This window comes from Kitasatospora sp. NPDC007106, from assembly GCF_040634455.1.
GTDB lineage: Bacteria > Actinomycetota > Actinomycetes > Streptomycetales > Streptomycetaceae > Kitasatospora > Kitasatospora arboriphila.
Map to the genome: position 1 here is coordinate 1 of NZ_JBEYFP010001166.1, position 1550 is coordinate 1550.

At 74.3% G+C, this 1550-nt stretch carries 1 protein-coding gene and 1 pseudogene; both read right to left on the bottom strand.

Features of this window, described 5'->3' with window-relative positions:
* A pseudogene (locus ABZ641_RS36790) lies at positions 1-185 on the bottom strand (hypothetical protein); the annotation flags it as partial.
* Positions 186-449: 264 nt separating this feature from the next.
* Complete coding sequence (gene mshD, locus ABZ641_RS36795; protein ID WP_344622618.1) at positions 450-1364, bottom strand: mycothiol synthase; 915 nt, start codon at positions 1362-1364, stop codon at positions 450-452.
* Between the last annotated feature and the right edge of the window lie 186 nt (positions 1365-1550).

A 1550-nucleotide genomic window follows, 5' to 3' on the forward strand; every position in this document is an offset into this window, starting at 1 on the left:
GCCGCGGCCGCCCGGGCCGCGGCGGTCCGCGGACGGGTCTCGCCCGCCGCCGTGGACCTGCCGGCCGCCTTGGGGACGCGGGCACGGCTCTTGGACGCCTGCTTGGCTGCCTGCTTGGAGCCCGCACCGGAGGCGGGGCCGGGGGCCGCACCGGACGAGGCGGAGACGGGGCCAGGGATGGTCATCGGTGCCAGCTCCTCATGCAGGGCGAAGTCCCGGGCGCACGTACCGCGGTCGTCAGCCGTGTTCGCGGCGGCGTACGTGTGTGTGGCGTACGCAGCGTCCTCGTCCCGCCACTCCAGTGCCCACCCGCCGGGAGCGGCCGGGCGGAGCCGAGCCGGTCGGCGGGCGGAGCGCGGACGAGGCACTACGGGCGTCATCCTGTGATCTTCGCGGCGTCAATTGAATCCACGGTAAACACCGGATGGCCAGGAGGAAAGCTGAGTCGGTCACCCCTGTGGGCCGGAACCACCGGCCGGGCCGGCCTCCTGGACGCGGTACATCAGGTCCACCTCGTGGACGGTGAAGCCCAACCGTTCATATACCCGCACCGCCGCCGGATTGTCAGCGTCCACATAAAGAAGGACGGCCGGCACCCCGCGGTCCCGGATCAGGTGCCGCAGGCCCGCCGCGGTGAGCGCCCGGCCGAGGCCGCTGCCCTGCTCGCCCGGGGCCACACCGACCACGTACACCTCGCCCAGGCCGTCGGGGTGCACCTTCGTCCAGTGGAAGCCGACCGGCTCGCCGTCACGGACGGCGAGGAAGAAGCCGGCCGGGTCGAACCAGGGCTCGGCGAGCCGGTCCGCGAGGTCCGCCTCCGTCCAGGCGCCCTGCTCGGGGTGGTGCGCGAAGGCCAGCGCGTTCAGCGCCAGCCAGGCCCGGTCGTCCTCGCCCGGACGGAAGGTCCGGAGCTCCACCCCCTCCGGGAGCACCGGCTCGGGCACCTCCTGCCCGGCGGGCCGGCGCATCTGCCGCAGCTCCCGGACGAGCTCGCCGTCGAACCGCTCCGCCAGCCGGGCCGCACCGGGGTGGCCCCCGTGCGCCCAGCAGTCCACCGCCTTGGCCGGTGCGAGCTCCGCGAGGACCGCCTCGGCCAGCCGGCCGCCGAGTCCGCGGCGCCGCAGCTCAGGGTGGACGGCCAGCTCAGCCGTCGCCGAACTCCCGTCGCCGGCGACCTCCAGCTGCGCGTATCCCGCCGGACGGCCGTTCAGCGTCTGCAGCAGGTGCCGCACGCCCGGACGACCCGCGCCCACCCGGAGCCGCAGCCGGCCCGCCTCCGAGACCGCCTCCCGGCCGTCGTCGACGGAGGCCGCCGTCAGCACGGACTTCGCAAGGAAGAGATCCTCGGCGGTCAGCTCGGACATGACACGGATGCTCTCGCCGGAGGGCGGCGTCGTGGTGGTCTCCATAGGGCGACCCTACGTCGCCGTCGCACACCGGCCGTGCCGAACCCGGAAATGCGAGAAGCCCCGCCCGGTGTCCCCGGGCGGGGCTTCTCAGAAGAATTGTTCGGCGGCGTCCTACTCTCCCACAGGGTCCCCCCTGCAGTA

Coding starts and splice junctions, on each gene's coding strand:
- mshD (WP_344622618.1), bottom strand. CDS start 1,364: ATGTCCGAGCTGACCGCCGAGGATCTCTTCCTTGCGAAGTCCGTGCTG.